15 protein-coding genes are annotated in these 19,042 nt (G+C 65.9%); 3 read left to right on the top strand and 12 right to left on the bottom strand.

What is annotated here, in order from left to right; genetic code table 11:
- Nucleotides 1-30: 30 nt before the first annotated feature.
- Nucleotides 31-1,782: a proline--tRNA ligase gene (locus CH256_RS13445; protein ID WP_094669826.1), complete on the bottom strand. Its 1,752-nt coding sequence runs from the start codon at nucleotides 1,780-1,782 to the stop codon at nucleotides 31-33.
- Nucleotides 1,783-1,851: 69 nt separating this feature from the next.
- On the opposite strand from CH256_RS13445, the gene yaaA reads away from it, so the two are divergent.
- From yaaA to mgtE, 3 genes are read left to right on the top strand one after another with little or no spacing between them, the layout of a single operon-like run.
- Entirely contained in the window at nucleotides 1,852-2,595 is a 744-nt protein-coding gene (gene yaaA, locus CH256_RS13440) for a peroxide stress protein YaaA (RefSeq protein ID WP_068050222.1), read from the top strand.
- Nucleotides 2,592-3,803: a DUF2786 domain-containing protein gene (locus CH256_RS13435; RefSeq protein ID WP_094669825.1), complete on the top strand. Its 1,212-nt coding sequence runs from the start codon at nucleotides 2,592-2,594 to the stop codon at nucleotides 3,801-3,803. The genes yaaA and CH256_RS13435 overlap by 4 nt, the downstream gene beginning before the upstream one ends.
- A gap of 42 nt (nucleotides 3,804-3,845) precedes the next feature.
- Nucleotides 3,846-5,192 (top strand): magnesium transporter, encoded by a 1,347-nt coding sequence (mgtE, locus tag CH256_RS13430; RefSeq protein ID WP_094669824.1) that lies wholly within the window; start codon nucleotides 3,846-3,848, stop codon nucleotides 5,190-5,192.
- Between the two features lie 13 nt (nucleotides 5,193-5,205).
- On the opposite strand, the gene CH256_RS13425 is transcribed toward mgtE, so the two are convergent.
- The 11 genes from CH256_RS13425 to mqo all read right to left on the bottom strand — a co-directional run bounded on the left by CH256_RS13425 (nucleotide 5,206) and on the right by mqo (nucleotide 19,038).
- Complete coding sequence (locus tag CH256_RS13425) at nucleotides 5,206-6,693, bottom strand: MFS transporter (protein WP_094642161.1); 1,488 nt, start codon at nucleotides 6,691-6,693, stop codon at nucleotides 5,206-5,208.
- 7 nt (nucleotides 6,694-6,700) lie between these two features.
- Nucleotides 6,701-7,981, bottom strand: coding sequence for a uroporphyrinogen-III C-methyltransferase (cobA, locus tag CH256_RS13420; RefSeq protein ID WP_094642163.1), 1,281 nt, complete (start codon nucleotides 7,979-7,981; stop codon nucleotides 6,701-6,703).
- Entirely contained in the window at nucleotides 7,948-9,630 is a 1,683-nt protein-coding gene (locus tag CH256_RS13415; RefSeq protein WP_094669823.1) for an ATP-binding cassette domain-containing protein, read from the bottom strand. The genes cobA and CH256_RS13415 overlap by 34 nt, the downstream gene beginning before the upstream one ends.
- A 52-nt stretch (nucleotides 9,631-9,682) precedes the next feature.
- A complete protein-coding gene (locus CH256_RS13410; RefSeq protein WP_179272093.1) occupies nucleotides 9,683-11,350 on the bottom strand; it encodes a DUF7800 domain-containing protein in 1,668 nt (555 codons plus the stop codon).
- A 57-nt stretch (nucleotides 11,351-11,407) separates the two neighbouring features.
- Nucleotides 11,408-12,424: a zinc-binding alcohol dehydrogenase family protein gene (locus tag CH256_RS13405; RefSeq protein WP_094669821.1), complete on the bottom strand. Its 1,017-nt coding sequence runs from the start codon at nucleotides 12,422-12,424 to the stop codon at nucleotides 11,408-11,410.
- 2 nt (nucleotides 12,425-12,426) lie between these two features.
- A complete protein-coding gene (locus tag CH256_RS13400; protein ID WP_068050234.1) occupies nucleotides 12,427-12,813 on the bottom strand; it encodes a cobalamin biosynthesis protein in 387 nt (128 codons plus the stop codon).
- A 13-nt stretch (nucleotides 12,814-12,826) separates the two neighbouring features.
- Complete coding sequence (locus tag CH256_RS13395) at nucleotides 12,827-14,221, bottom strand: cobyrinate a,c-diamide synthase (protein WP_179272092.1); 1,395 nt, start codon at nucleotides 14,219-14,221, stop codon at nucleotides 12,827-12,829.
- Entirely contained in the window at nucleotides 14,215-14,835 is a 621-nt protein-coding gene (gene cobO, locus CH256_RS13390; RefSeq protein ID WP_037189604.1) for a cob(I)yrinic acid a,c-diamide adenosyltransferase, read from the bottom strand. The genes CH256_RS13395 and cobO overlap by 7 nt, the downstream gene beginning before the upstream one ends.
- Nucleotides 14,836-14,845: 10 nt before the next feature.
- Nucleotides 14,846-16,786 carry a magnesium chelatase subunit D family protein gene (locus CH256_RS13385; RefSeq protein ID WP_179272091.1) on the bottom strand — a complete coding sequence of 647 codons (1,941 nt, stop codon included), beginning with the start codon at nucleotides 16,784-16,786 and terminating at the stop codon, nucleotides 14,846-14,848.
- A 243-nt stretch (nucleotides 16,787-17,029) separates the two neighbouring features.
- Nucleotides 17,030-17,506, bottom strand: coding sequence for a GNAT family N-acetyltransferase (locus CH256_RS13380; protein ID WP_068050238.1), 477 nt, complete (start codon nucleotides 17,504-17,506; stop codon nucleotides 17,030-17,032).
- An 11-nt stretch (nucleotides 17,507-17,517) separates the two neighbouring features.
- Entirely contained in the window at nucleotides 17,518-19,038 is a 1,521-nt protein-coding gene (gene mqo / locus CH256_RS13375) for a malate dehydrogenase (quinone) (RefSeq protein ID WP_094669818.1), read from the bottom strand.
- Nucleotides 19,039-19,042: the final 4 nt, after the last annotated feature.

Raw genomic sequence — 19,042 nt, 5'->3', positions numbered from 1 at the left:
ACAACCGCGCAGAGAGATCGCGAGACTGTTCTACGGAGTGCGGCGCACGGCCTTCACGATCTCCCCGACCGCCGAGTCGATGTCCAGCTCGCGACTCTCACCGGAGAAGCGATCGCGGATCTCGACCTTGCCGTCGGCCCAGCCACGGCCGAGAACGACCACCAGCGGGACGCCGATCAGTTCCGAGTCCTTGAACTTCACTCCTGGTGAGGCCTTGCGATCATCGAAGAGTACCTCGATGCCCTGCGTATCGAGTTGTGTCGCAATCGATTCCGCACCGGCGCGAGCCGCGTCGTCCTTGTTCGCGATCACCAGATGGACATCGGCGGGCGCAACCTCCGACGGCCATCGCAGACCCTTGTCGTCGTGCATCTGCTCGGCGATCACGGCGACCAGACGGGAGACGCCCACACCGTACGAACCCTGAGTCAGGCGAACCGGCTTGCCGGTCTCACCGAGGACGTCGACCGAGAACGCATCGGTGTACTTGTAGCCGAGCTGGAAGATGTGCCCGATCTCGATTCCGCGAGCACTGACGAGCGGGCCGCGACCGTCGGGAGACATGTCGCCGTCGCGCACCTCGGCTGCTTCGATGGTGCCGTCGGGAACGAAATCGCGACCGGCGACGAGGTTCACCACGTGCTTGCCCTTGACGTCCGCGCCGGTGATCCACGACGTTCCGTCGACGACCCTCGGGTCGACGAGGTAGCGAACACCGTTGGCCTGCAACGCGCGGGGCCCGATGTACCCCTTGACGAGGAACGGATTGGCAGCGAAGTCCGCGTCGGTCAACAGGGCGAACTCGGCAGGCTCGAGAGACGCTTCGAGGCGCTTCTCGTCGACCTCTCGGTCACCGGGCAGGCCGACGGCGAGCAGTTCCCACTCCCCTTCGGCGTTGCGCACCTTGAGCAGAATGTTCTTGAGCGTGTCCGCGCCGGTGACGGTGCGTCCGAGATCCGCGGAGTTGGCCCACTCCACCAGGGTCGCGATGGTCGGGGTGTCGCCGGTCTCGTGGTCGACGGCGGCCGGCTGCCCCTCGATGGGCAGCGGCGCCGGTACCGGAGTGGTGACGGCCTCGACGTTGGCCGCGTATCCCGATTCGATGCAGCGCACGTAGGTGTCCTCACCGATGTCGCTCTCGGCCAGGAATTCCTCGGAGGCACTGCCTCCCATGGCACCGGACGTCGCGGCGACGATGACGTAGCTGACACCGAGGCGGGCGAATATGCGCTGGTACGCCTCGCGGTGGGCGGCGTAGGACTTCTTCAGTCCGTCCTCGTCCATGTCGAAGGAGTACGAGTCCTTCATCACGAATTCGCGGCCACGCAGAATGCCGGCGCGGGGACGTTCCTCGTCGCGGTACTTGGTCTGAATCTGATACAGCGTGACCGGCAGGTCCTTGTACGAGTTGTATTCGGCCTTGACCGTCAACGCGAACAATTCCTCGTGGGTGGGACCGAGCAGCATGTCGTTGCCCTTGCGGTCCTGCAGCCGGAACAACGCGTCGCCGTATTCGGTCCACCGATTGGTGGTCTCGTACGGCTCGCGCGGCAGCAGTGCGGGCAGAGAAATCTCCTGCGCACCGATAGCGTTCATCTCCTCGCGCACGACACGCTCGACCTGCCGCAGCACCCGCAGACCCAGCGGCAACCAGGAGTAGACGCCAGGCGCGATACGACGGACATAGCCGGCGCGGACCAACAGCTTGTGGCTGTCGACCTCGGCGTCGGCGGGGTCGTCGCGAAGGGTACGAAGGAACAACTGCGAAAGACGGGTGATCACGGGTTGTCAGACTAGTCGCTCACGCAGTGCCTGTGAGCAGGCGGCCGTACAGTGAGTAGCCTCGTGCCCGTGCTGATTCTGCTGCCTCCCTCCGAGACGAAGTCCGACGGCGGTTCCGGAGCACCTCTCGATCTGGACCGACTGTCGTTGCCCACGTTGACACCGCTCCGCCGAAAGCTCGCCGACGCGCTGGTGGAACTCGCCGGCGACGTCGATGCATCGATCGCGGCGCTCGGCCTCGGCCCCACCCAGAAGGACGAGATCGAACGCAACGCCCGAGTGTGGACCTCACCGACCACACCTGCGCTGCAGCGGTACACCGGCGTGCTCTACGACGCCCTCGATGCGGCGTCGTTCACTCGGGCCGGTCGCGCCCGAGCGGACGCGCGGCTGTGGATCGGCTCGGCCCTGTTCGGAGCCGTCCGTGCCTGCGACCCGATTCCGTACTACCGACTCTCCGGTGGATCGACCGTTCCGAATTTCGGCACCCTGCGCTCACACTGGAAGCCCGAACTCTCCGACGCCATCGACGCCGAGGACGAGGGGATCGTCGTCGACCTCCGATCCGGCACCTACCAGCAGCTCGGTCCCGTCCCCGGTGCGATCACCGCCACGGTGCTCACCGAGAAGCCCGACGGCACCCGTTCGGTGGTGAGCCACTTCAACAAGCATCACAAGGGCCTGCTGGCACGCGCGTTGACTCTGACCACCGCCGAGCCGAAGGACGTGAAAGCCGTTGCGCGCGTGGCGTCCAAGGCCGGACTGCGAGTCGAAGTGGCATCGAGCACCGAATTGATCGTGCTCACCGAATGAGCGAGATTCCTGGACTGCTCCGCCGCGGCGCCGACGCCTCGGTCGGCAAGACCAAGAGCCAACGCGTCGCCGACGACGTCGCGGATCGACTGGTCTCGATGGACGCGACCGAACTCGGCTCTCGCGCGCTGACGAACATGATCGAGACGATGTACGAAAACGGTTGGCAGCCCATGGATCTGGTGCACGTCGTGCGGCGTCAGCACACGGTGGCCGTGGCCGATCTCGCTGCCGCGGTACTGCTGCATCAGGCCGATCTCGCCGACGCGGACTCGCGGGCTCCACAGGACTGGGTGGATCAGATGTCCACGATCTGCGAGCAGTTCCCGAAGGTTGCGGCCCGGGTCGAGTCCACGCCCGATTTCCTGACCGCGTACCTGACCTCTTCCGGTAAGACCGATTACATCGCGGCCAGTGATCAGTGGCTCGACGTACTGACCCTGCTCGGTCGATGGCAGACACTCCCCCGGTGGCCTCAGCTCGGCCCGAAACCGTCCCAGTGGCCGCGCACTCGTCCCACGGTGACGGGTGTTTCCGGTTCCGACTCCCCGAACACCAAGATGCTGAGCAAGATTCGCGGCTTACTGGCCAAGGCCGACGCCACGGACTTCGAGGAGGAGGCCGAGACGCTGACGGCCAAGGCGCAGGAGTTGATGACGCGCTACTCCATCGACACCATGTTGCTCTCGCAGGGCCACATCGATATTCACGGCCGACGCGTTCATGTCGACGGCCCGCATGCCCCGGCCAAGGCGCAGCTGTTGCACGTCGTCGGAACCGCCAACCGCGTCAAGGCGATCTGGGACCCGGAGTTCGCCGTCGCAACTCTGGTCGGAGCGCCGGTGGACGTGGAGCAAACCGAGTTGCTGTTCACCTCTCTGCTCGTTCAGGCCACACGCGCCCTCGGGCATTCACCGCAGGCGAAGAAGCGCAAGAAGGCCGGATCGGCGGCGTTCGGCAAGGCATTCCTGTACGCGTACGCCGTCCGTATCGGAGACCGTCTGACCGACGCCGATGCGAACGCCCTCGAGGAGGCGAGTCACGAATCCGGTGATCTACTACCGATACTCGCCGCACAGACCGTCGCCGTCGAAGCCGAATTCGATCGACTGTTCCCGACGGCGAAGCCGATGCGCGGCCCACGCCTGGACGCCGAGGGATGGGATTCGGGCCAGGCTGCGGCGGATCGGGCCGATCTCTCGCGCTGAGGTATGTGAGTCGACCGCCCGTTCGCAAGGCAAAATGGTTCTGTGCCCGAAACTCTCGACGACATCATGACGCGAACGTCCGAACTCCTCACCGCCCGTGACATGGCCGCCCTGTCCACTCTGATGGGCGAGCTGTCGACGACCGATGCGGTGCGCATGCTCGAGCGTGTCGACTCGTCTCGACGCGCGGTGTTGTTTCGCCTTCTGCCCAAGGACGAGGCCGTGGCGGTCTTCGAACGCTTCGACGCCACCGTTCGCGGTGAGTTGTTCGAGAGTCTGCGCAGCGACGATGTGATCGCGCTGTTCGAGGATCTCGACCCGGACGACCGTGTCGAATTGCTCGACGAACTCCCCTCCAATGTCGCGCATCGACTGTTGGTGGGCCTGTCCCCCGACGAGCGCGCACTCACCGCGCCCATGCTGGGGTACGACCGCGGGTCGGTCGGCCGCCGGATGAGCCCGGAGTTCGTTCGGCTACGGACCGCCGCGACCGCCGGCGACGCACTCGTCGCCGTGCGGCGGACCGGCTCGGACGCCGAGTCGGTGTATCTGTTGCCGATCACCGACGATCACCGAACTCTGCTGGGGGTGGTGACCCTCGCCGATCTGGCGACGGCGGCACCGAGCACTCCGGTCGGGGATCTGTACTCGGATCATCCTGTGGTCGAGGCCGATTCGTCGGCGGAGGAGGCTGCACGGCTGTGCTTCGAGCACCGCAGTCCTGCGGTGGTGGTGGTCGATTCCGAGCAACGGCTGATCGGCATTCTCACACTCGAACAGTCCTCTCGAATCCTGGAGGAAGCCGAGGACGAGGACGCCGCTCGCGCGGGTGGCTCGGAGCCGCTGCGTCGGCCGTATCTGTCCACGCCGGTGCTGTCCATCGTTCGCTCGCGCGTGGTGTGGTTGCTGGTGTTGGCGCTGTCGGCCATCCTCACGGTGCAGGTTCTAGAGATCTTCGAGCACGCGCTCGCCGCAGTCGTCACTCTCGCGCTGTTCATTCCGCTGCTGACCGGGACCGGCGGCAACACCGGCTCGCAGGCCGCGACCACTGTCACGCGGGCACTTGCGCTGGGTGACGTGCGACCGCGGGACATCGCCTCGGTGCTGTTTCGCGAGGTTCGCGTCGGCGCGACGATGGGTGCGATGCTCGGCACCCTGGGCTTCGTCATCGCCGGACTCGTCTACGACTGGCACCTCGGGGTCGTCATCGGTACGACGCTGTTGTCGATCTGCACTCTCGCAGCCACGGTCGGCGGTGCGATGCCGCTGATCGCCAAGAAGATCGGGGTGGACCCGGCGGTCTTCTCGACGCCCTTCATCTCCACCTTCTGCGACGCGACGGGGTTGATCGTCTACTTCCTCATCGCCAAGGCCGTACTGGGCGTGTGATCGGCCCTGCTCGTCAGCCCTTCTGGGCGTCTTCCTGAGCGGCCTGTGCCTGCGCGACCTGCTCCGGGGTGAAGCGAATGAACACCGCAGCGATTCCCGCGACCACGGCGCAGACTGCGCAGCAGAAGAGCGCGAACATGTAGCCCGAGCTCAACGCGTCGAGTTGGCTGTCGTTCATCAACGTTGCCGGTCCGGAGATGCCACCGAGAGACAAGGTTCGAGAGGTCACCAGCGCACCGATCACGGCCAGCGCCAGCGGCCCGCCGAGGGTCTGGGCAACCAGGGCGATGGCGGTCAACGGGCCGATCTCGGTGGGGCTGACTCCAGCGATGGCGCACAGCGGGAGTGGCACGACCGTCAGGCCGACGCCGAATCCGATGCCGATGACGGGGAAGAACAGTCCGGGGAAGTACGACGAGTCGGCGTTCATCGTCGCGACCGACACCATCAGCCACCCGACCATGATGACGGCACCGCTCAGTATCAGCCACCGTGGGGCGATGCGCGTCACCAGCTGCGAGGCGAGGAATGCGGCGGCACCGAGTCCGAAGGCGAACGGCACGAACGCCAGGCCCGCATGCAACGGGCTGTATCCCAGGATGTCCTGGACGAACAGTGCCACGTAGGCGGCGAGGCAGAACATCACGCCACCGGCGAAGAAGATGGCCACGAACGTCGCCACCCGGTCTCGGCTGCCGAACAGCGAGAACGGCAGCAATGGGTTGTCGGCACGACGCTCGACCAGCAGGAACAGCCCGAGGAAGAGCAGACCGGCGATCAGCGAGACGATGACGATCGGATTGGTCCAGCCGAGTTCGGTGCCCTCGCTCAGAGCGAGCACCACTCCGGTGCAGCCCAGCGTCGCCAGAATCGCTCCCGGCACGTCGAGCGGTAGCTTCGCCCCCACCGTCTCCTGCAGCGACACGACTGCGAGCACCACGATGACGACACCGATCGGCACGTTGATCAGGAAGATCCACCGCCACGACACCTCGGTCAGCGCACCGCCGATGATCAGGCCTGCGATGGAGCCGACACCGGTCATGGCCGCGTAGATCGCGATGGCCTGGTTTCGTACCGGGCCCGGCGCGAAGGTGGTCGCCACCAGCGCGAACGCCGTGGGCGACGCCACCGCGGCTCCTACGCCCTGGAGCGCGCGTGCCGCTACCAGCGTCGCCTCGTTGACCGCGAGCCCGCACAGCAGGGACGCGATGGTGAACAGCACGACGCCGGCCAGGAACATCTTCTTGCGACCGAAGGCATCACCGAGTCTGCCGCCGAGGAGCATCAGCCCGCCGAAGGCGAGGGCATACGACGTGAGCACCCAGTTGCGTCCGGCATCGGACAGGCCCAGATCCGCCTGCAACGGAGCAAGTGCCAGATTGGCCACGGTGCCGTCGAGCACCACCATCAATTGCAGGCCGCTCAGGACGATGATCGCCAACCCGAACGCTCGGGTCGTCACCGGGTACTTGACCTCGGTACTGGAGGTATCGGACATCGATGATTCAGGCACGGGCGTTCACGTTACCGGCGTGTACAGAGAAACCGGCAACGGTTCCGATGACCACGATCGCCGGAGGCCTGATCTCCGCGTCGCGAACCGCATCGGCGACGGTGCTCAGAGACGCGCGAACTTCACGCTGGGTGCGCATGGTGCCTTCCTGGACGACGATCACCGGGGTGTCGGACGGCCGACCACCGGCAATGAGAACGTCGGCGAACAGCCCGATGCGTTCGACGGCCATCAGCAACACGATGGTGCCCTTGAGTTTGGCCAACGCGTCCCAGTCGACGAGCGAATCGGGATGGTCGGGTGCCACATGGCCGCTGACAACGACGAACTCGTGGGTGACGGCGCGATGCGTCACCGGGATCCCGGCGGACGAGGGCACCGAAATGGCGCTGGTGATGCCGGGCACCACGGTGACCGGAATTCCCTCGGCAGCGAGCGCTTCGAGTTCTTCGTATCCCCTACCGAACACGTAGGGGTCCCCGCCCTTGAGTCGGACGACGAACTTGCCTGCCTTCGCCCCGTCGATCAGCGCCTGGTTGATCGCCTCCTGCGCCATCGCGCGGCCGTACGGAATCTTCGAGGCATCGATGACCTCCACGTGCGGGCCCAGTTCGGCCAGCAGCTCGGGCGGCGCGAGCCGATCGGCCACCACGACATCGGCATAGGCGAGCAGCCTGCGCCCGCGGACGGTGATGAGGTCCGGATCGCCGGGTCCGCCCCCGACCAGCGCGACGCCCGTCAACGGCGCACGGTCCGAGTCGGCGACCACACCGGACTGCAGGGCTTCCATGACGGCATTGCGTACCGCGGCCGATCGACGGTGCTCACCGCCGGCGAGCACTCCGAGGGTCAGCCCGTCCCATTCGGCGGACGCCGGGGTGACCGCGGTGCCGTCCTTGGCGATGTCGGCTCGCACGCAGAAGATCTTGGACGCGGTGGCCTCGGCGACGATGGCGATGTTGGTCGCGGCCTCGTCGGTGCACGCGACGGCGTACCAGGCGTCGGCGAGGTCGCCCTCGCGATAGTCACGCAACTCCATGGTCACCTGACCGGCAGTTGCCATCGCCTCCACAGCGGGCGTGGCCTCCCGAGTGATGACGTGAACCACGGCACCGCAGGAGATGAGCAGCGGCAATCGGCGCTGCGCGACGGTGCCGCCACCGACCACGACGACGCGTCGACCTTCCAGATTGAGGCCGACCAGATAGGGAGAGTCAGTCGCGTTCACGAGAGGAAACGCTACCGCGCGCGCTGCACCCGCTTCTCGTCCCATACGGGCTCGTTCGATTCGTAGGCCTGACCGGTGCTGCCGAACACGAGGAATCGGTCGAAGCTGCGCGCGAACCAGCGGTCGTGGGTCACGGCGATGACGGTGCCGTCGAACGCGGCGATGGCGTCTTCGAGTGCGTCGGCGGACATCAGGTCGAGGTTGTCGGTCGGCTCGTCCAGCAGCAGCAGGGTGGCCCCGGAGAGTTCGAGCAGCAGAATCTGTACGCGCGCCTGCTGGCCACCGGAAAGATTGTCGTAGGTCTGTTCGGCGGCTCGGGCCAGACCGTAGCGGTCCAGTGCCCGGCCTGCGGCCTCCCGGCCCATGCCGTCGCGGTGTTCGTTGCCCATGTGCAGGATGTCGAGGAGTGTGTTGCCCGCGAGATCGGGCCGAGTGTGGGTCTGCGCGAACAGGCCGGGCCGAACGCGAGCGCCGAGCACCGCGGTGCCGGTGTGCGGAACGGGATCGAGTGCCAGTTCCTGAACCGGCTCGTGCTCCTTCTCCGGATCGGTTCCACCGTTGGCGAGCAAACGCAGGAAGTGCGATTTGCCGGAACCGTTGGAGCCCAGCACGGCGACGCGGTCTCCGTACCAGATCTCGGTGTCGAAGGGCTTCATCAGTCCGGTCAGTTCCAGTGCCGTACACACCAACGCGCGCTTGGCTGTGCGGCCGCCGCGCAGACGAACGGTGACGTGCTGCTTCAACGGCACCGCTTCCGGCGGTCCGGCCTCCTCGAACTTCGCCAATCGAGTCTGAGACGCGTGGTAGCGCGCAGCGACCCCGTCGTTGAACTTGGCCTTCTCCCGCAGGCGCAGCACCAGTGCACGGAGTTTGACGAGTTCCTCGTCCCACCGCCGTCGCAGTTCGTCGAGCCGAGCATTCCGGTCCTCACGCGCAGCGTGATACGTCGCGAACCCGCCGCCGTGCACCCAGGAAGTGGCACCGCTGACGCCCGGTTCCAGGGTCACGATCCGATTCGCGGCGTTGGCGATGAGCTCCCGGTCGTGACTGATGAACAGGACGGACTTGTCGGAATCACGAATGGTCGATTCGAGCCAGCGCTTGCCCGGCACATCGAGGTAGTTGTCCGGTTCGTCGAGAAGCAACAGATTGTCCGAGCCCGCGAACAACGCTTCGAGCACCAGGCGCTTCTGCTCACCGCCACTGAGAGTCGATGCAGCGCGCCACTTCGCGCGGTCGAACGGCATTCCGAGGGCCGCCGTGGTGACCTTGTCCCAGAACGGCTCGAGGTCGTAACCGCCGACATCGCCCCAATCCGACAGGGCCTGCGCGTATTTCATCTGGGTCTTCTCGTCGTCGACCTCGATCATCGTGTTCTCGGCAGTGTCGAGGGCAGCGGCGGCCGTCCGCACGGCCGGGGACGCAACCGACAGCAGCAGATCACGCACTGTCGAGTCGTCTCGTAGCTGGCCGACGAACTGCCGCATCACTCCGAGCGAGCCCGAACTCGACACCGATCCCTCGTCGGGGGTCTCGTCACCCGCGATGATGCGCGTCAGCGTGGTCTTACCGGTTCCGTTGGGCCCGATGAGGGCGGTCTTGGCACCGTCGCCGACACGAAACCCGACACCGTTGAGCAACTGCCGCCCGTCGGGCAGGAAGTAGACGATGTCGTTGAGTTCGAGGTGGGCCACAACGAACCAGCCAACCTCATCGGCCCGGCTATGGCCAATCGTTTACCGTTCGCTAGGCGAGGGCCAGGGTCGACGTCTCGGTGAGCACCTGCTTGCCCGCGTCGTCGACATGAGCATGGTGCACCCGCAACCGGGCGGAGTCGCCGTGCAGAGTCAGCAGCATGACGCCGTTGGCGAACCATGGCCCGGCCTCGGCCTCCCATTCGACACCGGAGGGGCCCACGTGGGCAGCGCGCGCCAGCTTCGACAGAATTCGGGCGGCGGGACGCTTGATGGCCAGCTTGTTGACCGCGCGAATCGGCAGATCGAGTGGATTGCGGAACGGCGACATAGTGAGCTGATACGTGGCCGGTACCTCGCGCCCGCCGACACCGAAGTCCGCGTTCGCCACGTAGGAGCAGTGCACGTCTCCGGACAGCCACATGATCGAGGCGGGTTTGTTCTCGCCGCGGGAGAGCTCACGCGTCAGAGCGGCCATGTCGTTGAACGAGTTGGTGAAAGCGGCCCAGTGTTCGAGATCGAGACCGATCCGCATCTTCTCGGCCACCTTTGCCGACATCGAGCCCCAACTGCCCTGCGCCACAGCCTCGTTCCACTGTTCCAGGTAGTGCAGCGCGGGCAGCATGAGGTAGGGCAACGACGATCCGAACAGCAGATGCCGCGGAGTGGTCTCGAGCGCGCGTTCACGTACCCACGCCCACTCCTTCTCGTCAACCATTTCTCTGTTGTCCGGATCCAGGTTTCGCGAGCAGCGCGAATCGATCATGATCAGCCGCGTGTCGCCGAAGTCGCGGTAGAAGCTCCAGCGTCCGGTCTCGGGCCGCCGGTCGACTCGTAAAGCGAAGTCGGACAACAACTTCTCGCGCTCTGCGTCACTGGCGGCCGATCGTACCGCGGCATACATCTCGTCCTGCGCAAGCTCCTTGGGCGAGAGGTTGCCCAAGTGCTGATACACCCAGTACGACGAATACGCGCCGACCACTCGGTCGTTCCACCAGGGCCGCGTCACGATGTCTCGACGCCAGGAAGCGGATGAATTCCAGTCGTCGCGCAGGTCGTGGTCGTCGAGGATCATGCACGACGGGATGCTCGCCAACAGTGTCCGCACCGGCTCGAGTCCCCAGGACTCTCGGTACAGCCACGAGTACTCCTCGAAATCGCAGATCTCGTTCTCCGCGTCGGTACCGACGGCACTGCGTGGACCCTCGCCGGACCGACGCCGCGCCTGCAGCCGTTCGACGATTTCCGGCGACGGATCGTCGGCGTAGACCTGATCGCCCAGGAGCAGCAAGGCCTGCGGCCACCGGCTCGGGTCCTCCTCGATCAGCGCGTTCCCGAGCCCGGCCAACGCGTCGGCTCCGATCTCCTTCAAGGATTCGTCGCTGTAGTTGTCCCCTCGCCGACAGGATCCGAATGCCAGCGTGACAGGCCCCTCCGCGTCGACCGTGTGAATGGCGGCCCTTCGGCCTTCCGGCGGCCACACTCGACGCTCGTCGACGAACACCTCGTAGTGCACCGGAGAGTTGGCGGGCAGACCTTCCAGTGGCACCAGCGCATAGTGGTGTCCGTGCACGCCCCACGTTCGTTCTTCTGCGCGGACGCCGACGTCGGTCACGACCGTTACGGTCGACGATTCGGCCATCTCGAACCACAGGGTCGCAGTCTCGGTGCCGACGTACCGGACGATCGGGCCGAGTAGGACGAGGCTGTCGGAAGTCATTGGATCCAGATTGCCTGCGTCGGCCCGCTTTCGCCAGTCAGTGGCGCGGATCGGTCCTCACGAGCGGGATGCGATCACAACCTTTCCCCGTACGTGCCCGGTTTCGACCAACCGATGCGCTTCGCGCAGCTGCTCGGCATCGATCGGAGACAGAACCGTCGTGACGGTGGTGCGCACCGAACCCGCATCGACGAGCTCGGCCACCCTGGTCAGTAGCTCGTGCTGGCGAATCAGATCCGGCGTGTCGTGCATCGGACGCGCGAACATGAACTCCCAGTGCCACGAGATCGCCTTCGTCTTGAGCGGCAGAACGTCGAGGGTCTCCGGATCGTCGATCGCCACGATCTGACCGAACGGCGTCAACAGGTCCGCGTAGATCTCGACCTGCCCGGAGGAATGAGCAGTGAACACGTAATCGACGCCGTCGGGCGCTACTCGGCGTACTTCCTCCCGAAGATCGCGTCGGTGATTCACCACCTCGGCTGCACCGAGAGAACGGACCCACTCCATGGCGTCCTCGTCCGCTGCCGTCGCGATCACGCGGACGCCAGGAACGAGGCCCCGAACCAGCTGCAGCACAACGGATCCCACACCCCCGGTGGCGCCCACCATCAGCAAAGTTCCGGTGGTCTCGGCAGTGATGCGGAGCTTGTCGAACAGACCTTCCCAGGCAGTGATCGCAGTCAGCGGCAATGCCGCAGCCTGTGCGAAATCGAGGGTGGTCGGCTTCTTCGCCACGATGCGTTCGTCCACTGCATGGAACTGCGAGTTCGTTCCGGGTCTGCCGATGTCGCCCGCGTAGTAGACCTCGTCGCCGGGCGCGAACATGGTGACGTCGGCACCGACAGCGCGCACCACACCGGCGGCGTCGAACCCGAGGACCTTCGGGGTGCCCTGCGGATCGTTGCCGGCGCGGACCTTGACATCCACCGGATTCACCGACACGGCACGCACGTCGACCAGAAGATCGCGCGGGCGCACGGTGGGCACGTCGATGACCGCATCCGTAAGGCTGGCAGGATCGTAGATCGGAAGCGAGCGGGTGTAGGCAACGGCTTTCATCGTCTCGGTCATACCTACAGGATGGCCCGAACCCCCTGTCCACCGTCAAGGCAGAGCTCGACCACGGCAACGGTGACACCGTCCAGACCGAACCTGGGTACCGTCACCTCCGTCGAACGACCGGCCAGCAGTGCCGCTGCTTCGGCGACGCTGGCGCATCCGACGGCATCGAGCACACGCACCGACACGGTGGGTGTCACGACGGTCGACAGTTCGAGCGCGGAGTACGTCACGCCCCGAACCCCCATGCTCGACGCCACCGCGGCAACCAGGTCGGCTTTCCGGTCGATGGAGGCGATCGCCTCGACGCTCCAGTCCGGTTGCAGCACCGTCGAGATCGCCGCCTCGACGTCGGCGGCATCGACGCCGGCTCGGGCACCTATTCCGACGACGACCCGCATTCTCGCGATCCCTCTACACTCGCGCGTAGTCGACTGCGGCGGCAACGAACCGGGTGATGGATCCGGGATTGCCCGCCGCATGGGTGTGCAGGTACGACGCGTGAACACCGCCCTGCACGAATCCCTCGCGCGCCGCAGTTCTGCCGTCGGGGCTCTGCTTGTGCCAGCCCCACGCGGCCGAGGCGCTCTCGCGCACGTCCACGAGTTTCGTTCGGTGGAACTCGTGGCCGGTGACGCGGGTACCCGCGTCGAACAGTGTGGACGATTCGAGGGCAACCGCATCGCGGTATCCCAGCGTGAGGGTGTTCCCGAATTCCGCGTCCACGTCGACGACCCCGGCCATGGCATGACCGTCCAATCGGCTTGCCAGATACAGCAATCCGGCGCATTCGGCATGAATGGGCAAACCCTTGGCCGCGGCCGTCCTGATATCGGCCAGCAGCAGTTCGTTCGCCGCCAACGCGGCCGCATGCTCCTCGGGGAATCCACCGGGAAGAACGACTCCTGCTGTGCCGGGCGGCAATCCGTCACGCAGCGGATCGAACACGGCCACGTCGGCCCCGGCTGCGCGGAGCAGTTCGACGTGTTCGGTGTATCCGAAGGTGAATGCGGGGCCACCGGCCACCGCGATCACGGGCGATCCATCGGAGCTGTGTACCTCGTTCTCCGGGGACCACTGCGGCGCTGTCACCGACGATCGAGCCAGGGCGCTCACTGCCTCGATGTCGACGAACCGGGAGACGAGTGCGCTCATCGCGTCGACGGCATCGGTTGCGGCACCACCGTGTTCGACTGCGGTGATCAGCCCCAGATGCCGTGACGGGACGACCAGTTCGCTCATGCGCGGCAACGCGCCGAGTACCGGAACACCTACCCGTTCGCACGCTTGACGCAACACGTCCTCGTGCCGCTGACTGCCGACGCGATTGAGAATCACACCGCCGATGCGGACGCTGGCGTCGAACGTCGAGAACCCGTGCAGCACAGCGGCAAGCGACTGACTGTGTCCACGGGAGTCGACCACGAGGATCACCGGGGCACCGAGCATCGCGGCCACCCGTGCGGTCGATCCCTCGGCGGAGGCCTCCCCCGGTCCGGTCATGTCGATCTTGCCGTCGAACAGTCCCATGACGCCCTCGACGACCGCGATGTCGCACCCCCGACTGCCGTGTCGGAACAGGGGCCCGATGCGGTCGGCACCGACCATCACGGCGTCGAGGTTGCGGCCCGGGAGCCCGGCCGCGAGCGAGTGATATCCGGGGTCGATGTAGTCCGGCCCCACTTTGAACGGTGCGACGGTGCGACCGGCGTTGCGCAGCGCACCCATCAGTCCGGTGGCCACCGTCGTCTTTCCGCTGCCCGACGCGGGGGCCGCGATCACCACTGCGGGACAGGACGCGTTCACCATTCGATGCCTCGCTGACCCTTGCGTCCCGCGTCCATCGGATGCTTGACCTTGGCCATCTCGGTGACCAGGTCCGCTGCCTCGATCAGTTCACGGGGTGCGTCGCGTCCGGTGATGACGACGTGCTGATTGCCGGGTCGGTGGGTCAGGACGTCGACCACCTCGGCGACGTCGACCCACCCCCACTTGAGTGGATAGGTGAACTCGTCCAGTACGTAGAACCGGTGCGACTGCTGCTCGATTCGTCGAGCGATCTCCCGCCAGCCCTCTGCCGCAGCCTCGGCATGGTCGACATCGCTGCCCTTCTTGCGAGTCCACGACCAGCCCTCGCCCATCTTGTGCCATTCGACGGCTCCGCCGACCCCGGTGCTCTCGTGCAGTTCGCCGAGGGTGCGAAATGCCGCTTCCTCGCCGACTTTCCACTTGGCACTCTTGACGAACTGGAACACTCCGACGTCGAAACCCTGATTCCAGGCCCGCAACGCCATGCCGAATGCGGCGGTCGATTTCCCCTTGCCCGGGCCGGTGTGCACGGCAAGGACGGGCAGATTGCGGCGCTGACGCGTCGTGAGGCCGTCCTGCGGAACGGTTCCGGGAGCCGGTACACCCTGAGGCATCGCGTACCCCCTACGCCGCTGCGCGAACGACGGCAGCGACCTGCTCCGCCGACAGATCCGCCAGGGCCACGTAACCGCCGCCGAGGCACGCCGCGAAATCTGCGGCGAGTCCGAGGCGGACCATTCCCGATTCGCAGTCGACGACCACGGAGGCGATCTTGTCCGACGCGATGCGTCCCGCGGCGATCCGGGCCCGGCCGACGGGGTCGGTGCCTCCGGTGGCACGGCCGTCGGTCAACGCGACGACCAGAGCGCGGCGCAGTGGGTCTCGAACACGCTCTCGCAGAACGAGTTCCCGTGCCTGCAGAAAGCCCTGCGCCAGTGGCGATCTGCCACCGGTCTTCATCTTCCGCAACCGCGTCACCGCCACGTCCACCGACGACGTCGGCGGCAACACCGTCTCGGCTTCCGTGCCGCGCACGGTGATCACCGCAACCTTGTCGCGGCGCTGATACGCATCGCGCAGCAGCGAGAGCACCGCACCGGTCACCGCGGACAGTCGATCTCGCGCAGCCATCGAACCCGAGGCATCGACGACGAAGACGATCAGGTTGCCCTCGCGGCCCTCCTTGATCGCGCCCCGCAGATCCGCGGGCTCGAGCTTCAGCCGGCCGGAGGTGCGGCCGCGGACGACCTGCTGCTCGGCCGCGGCGAACAGGGTGCCAACCAGGTGCAGGCCCTTGCCCGACTCGACGGTGGGACGTACCGATCGTCCGTGCGCGGACCGTGACCGCGAGCGTCGACCAGGCGCACCCTCGCCCACTCCGGGAACCTCGAGCAACCGGGCTCTGAACTGTGCTCCCGGAGTGCCTGCCTGCTTCTCGCTGCCGGTACCCGAGGGCGGCGGTGGTTGCGCCGAATCCTCGTTCGAATTAAAGGACTGTGTGTCGGAGGACGGGGACTGGGAGGCGTCGTCGGGAGCCTCGGGATCGGGAGCTCCCCCACCACCGTCGGGGTCTGGATCCGGATCCGGCTGCTGCTCGGCCTGTTCGGCCGCGTCCCGCATGGCGTCGTCCAGTTGCTTGTCGTCGATGCCCGGCTCGTCGAAGGGATCGCGCCGACGCCGGTGCGGCAGAGCCAGTTCGGCGGCAATCCGCACGTCTTCCTCGGCCACGTCGCTTGCGCCTCGCCAGGCGGCGTGGGCGGATGCGGTGCGAGCGAGCACAAGATCGGCGCGCATACCGTCGACGTCGAATGATGCGCAGAGCGCGGCGATACGCCGAAGTTCCTTGTCGCTCAACACCACATCGTCGAGAATCTTTCGGGCGGCCAGAATCTGCTCGGCCACGGCGATGTCCTCGTTGCGGTACTCGGCGGCGAATGCGTGCGGGTCACGCTCGTAGTTCATCCGGCGGCGGACGACGTTCATGCGAACGTCCACGTCCCGCGACGCCGTCACCTCCACTGCCAGACCGAACCGGTCGAGCAGCTGCGGGCGAAGCTCGCCCTCCTCGGGATTCATCGTGCCCACGAGAACGAATTGCGCTGGGTGAGAATGAGAGACTCCGTCACGCTCGACATGCACCCGACCCATCGCGGCCGCGTCGAGCAACACGTCGACCAGGTGATCGTGCAGCAGATTCACTTCGTCGACGTAGAGAACACCACGGTGCGCAGCCGCGAGCAGACCGGGTTGAAACGCACGTTCGCCGTCGCGCAGAACCTTCTCGAGGTCGATGGACCCCACCACTCGGTCCTCCGTTGCCCCCACCGGAAGTTCGACGAGCTTCGCCGGACGCGAGCCGTCCTCGTCTTCCACGGCGGGCAGCAGTGCCGCGAGTGCGCGCACCACCGTCGATTTCGCTGTGCCCTTCTCTCCTCGCACCAGTACACCGCCGATACCGGGGTGCACGGCACACAGAATCAGCGACAACCTCAGCTGATCCTGACCGACGATCGCACTGAACGGATATCCCGGTTCGGGAACACTCCCACTTCGCTGCACAGCCAATTCCCTTCGTGCCCGGAGTTCCGCGCCGGACGTTCGGTCGAGATACGCGAAGCCGAGCGGCGATCTGGCTGACAGGGGAATCTCCTCGAGCGAAAATTCTCCTGAACACAGTGGCGGGACCGCGCCTGATTGACACAGGACTTCTCCGCGACCGACTTCGAACGGAACACTACCGCCGAACGAACGAATGCCACGCACGGTAGGGCCGTGTGTGGCATTCGTTCTTGTCGTACTACAGGGAGGTCAGCTCTCGCTCCAGGCGGTGCCGCCACCCCGACGCATCGGCGTGTGCGGGATGCCGTCCTCGAGAACTTCCTCACCGTCCGGCAGGAAGCCGTGCTTGGCGTACATGTCGACGAGGTAGCTCTGAGCGTTGATCCGGCACGGGGCCGAACCGACCTCGGCAAGCGCGGCTCGCAGAATTCGCGTGGTGTGGCCCTGTCCCCTGGCCGAGCGCTGCGTGCAGAGCCGGCCGATACGGAACGCCTTCTCGCCGTCGTCGTGCTCCTCGAGCAGGCGAAGTGTGCACACCACTTCGCCGTCCCGTTCGAGCCAGAAGTGCCGTGTCTCGGTCAGCAGGTCACGCCCGTCCAACTCCGGGTACGCACACGCCTGCTCGACCACGAACACCTCGACACGCAGCTTCAACAGGTCGTACAACGTGCTGTTGGACAGGTCTAGAGCCCATGATCGTTTGAGAGCTGCTGCTTGCGTATTCATACCTTTTGCTATCACACACCCGTGGGCTGTGCGAGCTCACGAGCATTTTCCAGTTGCAGTGTCTTGGACGTCCAGCCCCAGACCTCGTCGAACAACGAGCTGTTCTGCGCCAGCTTGACCCCCAGCGACGGGACCATTTCCTTGAGCTTGGGCTGCCACGCGTCGTACTTGTCACCGAAGCACCGCTGCAGCACGTCCAGCATGGCCGGAACGGCGGTGGATGCGCCGGGAGAGGCACCGAGCAGTCCGGCGATGGTGCCGTCCGCTGCGTTGACCACAGCGGTGCCGAACTCGAGCACACCGCCGCGACCCTTCTTGCGGATCACCTGGACGCGCTGACCCGCGGTGACCAGCTCCCAGTTCTCGCCGAGCACCGAGGGCGCGAACTCGCGCAGCGTCTCGACACGATCTGCCTGCGACTGAGCCAGTTCACTGACCAGATACTTGACGAGTCCGAGTTCGGTCACACCGACCCCGAGCATCGACATCAGGTTTCCGGGCTTCACCGAGGTGGGCAGGTCGGTGATCTTGCCCTGCTTGAGGAACTTGGGCGACCAGCCGGCGTACGGGCCGAACAGCAGACCCTGCTGGCCGTTGATCACGCGGGTGTCGAGGTGCGGGACCGACATCGGCGGAGCACCGACCGAAGCCTTGCCGTACACCTTGGCCGAGTGCTGCTCGATCAGAGCCGGATCGGTGCACCGCAACCACTCGCCGCTGACCGGGAAGCCGCCGAATCCCTTGATCTCCGCGATTCCGGACTTCTGCAGCAGGTGCAGTGCGCCGCCGCCTGCGCCGACGAACACGAACTTGGCGTTGACGGTCTTCTTGACGCCGGTGCGCTGGTTGGCGACCTTGACGTCCCAGCTGCCGTCGGACTGCTTGGTGATGTTGCGCACATCGTGTCCGAAGTGCACTGTGCCGCCCGCGGACGACAGGTAGTTCAGCAGTTGCTTGGTGAGCGCACCGAAGTCGACGTCGGTGCCTTCCTGACTCCAGTTCAGGGCCACGGGATCGGAGAAGTCACGGCCCTTGGCCATCAACGGCAGTCGCGCCGAGAACTCGTCCTTGGAGTCGATGTACTCCATGCCTGCGAACAGTGGGTTGCCCACGAGCGCCTCGTACCGCGCACGGAGGTACTTCACGTTCTCGGCCCCGTGCACGAAGCTCACGTGCGGAATGGGGTTGATGAAGTTCTTGGCGTCGGAGAGCACACCGGTCTCGATGCCGTGTGCCCAGAACTGACGCGACACCTGGAACTGCTCGTTGACGTTGAGCGCCTTGGCGATATCGACGCTGCCGTCCTTGTTCTGCGGCGTGTAGTTCAGTTCGCACAGTGCCGAGTGGCCGGTGCCCGCGTTGTTCCACGCGTCGCTGCTCTCGGCTGCGGCCGCGTCGAGCCGCTCGTAGACGTCGATCGACCAGTTCGGCTCGAGCTGACGGAGCAGCGCACCGAGGGTGGCGCTCATGATTCCGGCACCGACCAGAACGACGTCGGTCTTGATCCGCTTACCCTGCTCATCTTTGGACACTGGA

The organism is Rhodococcus sp. 05-2254-6 (genome assembly GCF_002258565.1).
Lineage (GTDB): Bacteria > Actinomycetota > Actinomycetes > Mycobacteriales > Mycobacteriaceae > Rhodococcoides.
The sequence above is the reverse complement of the archived record's forward strand: the minus strand, read 5'-3'. Positions and strand labels throughout refer to the sequence as shown.